A 3750-nucleotide genomic window follows, 5' to 3' on the forward strand; every position below is an offset into this window, starting at 1 on the left:
CTCTCGGACTCAGTGTCCGGCGGGGTGGGGGGTCGGGCCGCCCGGGGTGGCCTCGCGGTCCGGACCCTTGGCCGCCTCGGCCTCGCTGTAGATGTCGGGTTCCAGGTAGATGACGCGGGCGATGGGGACGGCGGCGCGGATGCGGGCCTCGGCTGCGTCGATGGCGGTGGCGATCTCGGCGGCCGTGTCGTCGTGCCGGACACCGATCTTGGCGGCGATGAGCAGTTCCTCGGGGCCGAGGTGGAGCGTGCGCATGTGGATGATGCGGGTGACGGTGTCGCCGTCGACCATGGCGGCCTCGATCTGCTGGACCACGTCGGTGCCGGCGGCCTCGCCGAGCAGCAGGGACTTGGTCTCGGCGGCCAGGACGAGGGCGATCAGGACGAGCAGGACGCCGATGCAGACGGTGCCGATGCCGTCCCAGACGCCGTTGCCGGTGAGCAGGGCGAGTCCGACGCCGCCGAGGGCGAGGACGAGGCCGATCAGCGCGCCGAGGTCCTCCAGGAGGACGACCGGCAGCTCGGGCGCCTTGGCGCGGCGGACGAACTGCGTCCAGGACAGCTTGCCGCGCAGCTCGTTGGACTCCTTGATGGCCGTGCGGAAGGAGAAGCCCTCGGCGATGATCGCGAAGACGAGGACGCCCACCGGCCAGTACCAGTGCTTCAGCTCGTACGGGTTGCTGATCTTCTCGTAGCCCTCGTAGATGGCGAACATGCCACCGATGGAGAACAGGACGATGGAGACGAGGAAGGCGTAGACGTAGCGCTCGCGGCCGTAGCCGAACGGGTGCTGCGGGGTGGCCTCGCGCTGGGCCTTCTTGCCGCCGATCAGCAGCAGGAACTGGTTGCCGGAGTCGGCGAGGGAGTGCACGCCTTCGGCGAGCATCGACGAGGAGCCGCTGAAGGCGAACGCCACGAACTTCGATACCGCGATCGCGAGGTTGGCGCCGAGTGCCGCCACGATCGCCTTGGTGCCGCCTGACGCGCTCATGTGTCCGCGTGGTCCTTTCGCCGTCGTCTCGCCGTCGTCCTTGTGCCGGTTCCGGCTTTTGCCCGTGCTTTGCCGGTGGGTCATTGTTGCAGCCCGGTCCGGCAGCGGGCCCCGGCACCGGTGCGCCAGGTCGTCCCGAGTGGAGCGAACGGGGAGTCAGATGACGACCGTGGCCCGGAAGAGGGTGCCGGTGCCGGACACGTCGGCCTTCTCGTCCGCCGGGACGAACACGGACTGTCCCGGGGTCAGTTCGTGCTCGCCCGTCCGGACGGAACCGGCCGTGCAGAGCAGGATCTGCGGGGTCTCCAGGGTGAGGTCGTGGCCGGTGGCGCCCTCGGGCAGGACGTAGCGGGACAGCCGGAACTCGTCGGCGGGGGTGTCGTAGACCTCCTCGCCGTCCGCCGCGGCCTCCGGACGCAGGATGCCGGGGTCGCCGGCCTCGAAGCGGACGATGCGCAGGAGTTCGGGGACGTCGACGTGCTTGGGGGTCAGGCCGCAGCGCAGGACGTTGTCGGAGTTCGCCATGACCTCCACGCTGAGGCCGTTGAGGTAGGCGTGCGGGACGCCGGCGCCGAGGAAGAGTGCCTCTCCGGGCTGCAGGCGGACGTGGTTGAGGAGCATCGCGGCGAGGACGCCGGGGTCGCCCGGGTAGTGGCGGGCTATGTCGGCGTAGGGGGCGTGGTCGCCGCCGAGGCGGGCGCAGGCGGCCGCGGCCTCGGCGACCGTGCCGGCCATCTCCTCGCGGTCGGCGGTGAGGACGGCGGTGAGGACCTCGCGCAGGGCGGCGTCCGTGGGGCGGGCGCGCAGCAGGCCGGCGTACGGCTTGAGGGAGTCCACGCCGAGGGCGTCGAGCAGGTCGGCGGACCGGCTCGGCTCACGGAAGCCGCACAGGCCGTCGAACTCGGTGAGCGCGCAGACCAGTTCCGGCTTGTGGTTGGCGTCCTTGTAGTTGCGGTGCGGGGCGTCGAGGGGGACGCCGTGGCGTTCCTCGTCGGCGTATCCCTGCCCGGCCTGGTCCAGGTCGGGGTGCACCTGGAGGGAGAGCGGGCCGCCGGCGGCGAGGAGCTTGAGCAGGAAGGGCAGGTGCGGGCCGAATCTGGCGACCGTCTTGGCGCCCAGTTCCCGCTCCGGGTCGGCGTCGATGACCTCGGCGAGGGTGCCGCGTCCGGTGCGCGAGGGCGCGCCCGGGTGGGCGCCCATCCACATCTCCGCCTGCGGTTCGCCGCTCGGCTCGACACCCAGCAGGTGCGGTATGGCGGTGGTGGAACCCCAGGCGTAGGGGCGGATGGTGTTGTCGAGGCGGTCCATGGGCTTCTCTCTGCAGTTCTTGCCGGCGGAAGTGCCGAGGACATGGTCAAGCGCCGGAGGCGAGCGCCAGGTAAACGGCGGCGAAATCCGTGACGGCGATCAGTTCCGCGAGGGTCTCGATTTCGTCTCCTGGCTCCGGTTCCAGCTCGCTGATCGGCGTGTCGTGGCTGAGGGCCAGGTCACGGGCGGCCGGCGCGGCGGTGAGGCCGCCGAGCGGGCGGTCGCGGAGCAGCACCACGCGCGCGTGCAGGGCGGGGGCCTCCTCGACGCGGTCGCGGAAGAAGTCGTCCGGGTCGGCGCTGGCGGCCAGGGGACCGGCGAGCAGGGCGCTGTGCGCGGCGAGCGCCTCGGGCAGTTCGGCGACGATCGCGGGGATGCCGGACAGTTCGGCGAGCCCGGCGGCGAAGCGGCGGCCGGCGGGGCCCGCTGAGACGCCCTCGGTCCAGATCACGGGCAGCGCGTCGGCGAGTTCGGCGGCGAGCTTCTTGGCCGGGTTGCTGTACGTCACGATGGCGGGTCCGCAGCGCTCCGCGATGTGGTCCAGCCGGTCGGCGGCCTTCTCCAGGACGTCGGGCGGGGCGGTGAGCAGGCCCACCCGGTCCAGCAGCGCGAGCAGCGGGGTGAGCAGCGCCCACAGCACGCCGGGGGCGGATCCGGCGAGGGGTTCGTCGTGGTCGTACGGTGCCGTCGCCATCGGTATGAACAGGCCGTGGGCGGCTTCGACGGCCTCGGCGAGCGGGGTGCGGGCCGGGGCCACGGCGACGACCGTGCAGCCGCGCCGGTAGGCCTGGTCCGCGAGCAGGGACAGGCTGGGCTCGGTGCCGTCCGGGGTGGCGATCAGCAGCAGGTCGACGGAGCCGGCCCAGCCGGGCAGCTCCCAGCGCAGGGCGCCGGAGGCCGGGGCCACACCGATGGGTGCGAGCCGGGTGACGGGGCTGCCGGCGCCGGCGAGCGTGCCGAGCAGGTCGGCGGCGTGGGTGGCGGCGGCGCCCGGTCCGGCGATCAGGACGGCGCGCGGGCGGCCGTCGGGCTTGAGGTCGCCCACGCCGGCCTCGGCGGCGTTCCGGGCGGCGGTGCGGACCCGGGCGCCGGCCTCGGCGGCACCGCGGAGCAGTCCGCGGTGGTCGGCCTCGGCGAGCCCTCCGGGGTCGTCGAGCAGCGATTCGTCGAGCATGGGCGGCAGCCTCCGATCGGGCTCCGAACACCGGGTCGTCGGTCGTGGGGGCGGCGTCCCCCGTCCGTCCGGGGGACGGGCCTCCCGCGGACGGGTCCGTGCTACGCGGGGCGGCGGGCCTCGTCGACGAGCAGGACGGGGATGCCGTCGCGCACGGGGTACGCCAGGCCGCAGTCCTGGCCGGTGCAGATCAGCTCGGTGTCCTGCTCCTTGAGGGGGGAGTGGCAGGCCGGGCAGGCGAGGATCTCCAGGAGGCCGGCTTCGAGCGGCATGGGCGT

4 protein-coding genes are annotated in these 3750 nt (G+C 73.3%); all 4 read right to left on the reverse strand.

Going from position 1 to position 3750, the window contains the following annotated elements; genetic code table 11:
• Positions 1–9 precede the first annotated feature (9 nt).
• The 4 genes from C1I97_RS33160 to C1I97_RS33175 all read right to left on the reverse strand — a co-directional run bounded on the left by C1I97_RS33160 (position 10) and on the right by C1I97_RS33175 (position 3744).
• Positions 10–990: a cation diffusion facilitator family transporter gene (locus C1I97_RS33160; protein ID WP_111006733.1), complete on the reverse strand. Its 981-nt coding sequence runs from the start codon at positions 988–990 to the stop codon at positions 10–12.
• A 156-nt stretch (positions 991–1146) separates the two neighbouring features.
• Positions 1147–2298, reverse strand: coding sequence for a mannose-6-phosphate isomerase, class I (gene manA, locus C1I97_RS33165; protein WP_111006734.1), 1152 nt, complete (start codon positions 2296–2298; stop codon positions 1147–1149).
• A 46-nt stretch (positions 2299–2344) separates the two neighbouring features.
• Entirely contained in the window at positions 2345–3472 is a 1128-nt protein-coding gene (locus tag C1I97_RS33170) for an SIS domain-containing protein (protein WP_111006735.1), read from the reverse strand.
• 101 nt (positions 3473–3573) lie between these two features.
• Positions 3574–3744 (reverse strand): Trm112 family protein, encoded by a 171-nt coding sequence (locus C1I97_RS33175; RefSeq protein WP_079057723.1) that lies wholly within the window; start codon positions 3742–3744, stop codon positions 3574–3576.
• Positions 3745–3750 lie beyond the last annotated feature (6 nt).

This window comes from Streptomyces sp. NTH33, from assembly GCF_003236365.1.
Classification (GTDB): Bacteria; Actinomycetota; Actinomycetes; order Streptomycetales; family Streptomycetaceae; genus Streptomyces.

Coding starts and splice junctions, on each gene's coding strand:
- C1I97_RS33160 (WP_111006733.1), bottom strand. CDS start 990: ATGAGCGCGTCAGGCGGCACCAAGGCGATCGTGGCGGCACTCGGCGCC.
- manA (WP_111006734.1), bottom strand. CDS start 2,298: ATGGACCGCCTCGACAACACCATCCGCCCCTACGCCTGGGGTTCCACC.
- C1I97_RS33170 (WP_111006735.1), bottom strand. CDS start 3,472: ATGCTCGACGAATCGCTGCTCGACGACCCCGGAGGGCTCGCCGAGGCC.
- C1I97_RS33175 (WP_079057723.1), bottom strand. CDS start 3,744: ATGCCGCTCGAAGCCGGCCTCCTGGAGATCCTCGCCTGCCCGGCCTGC.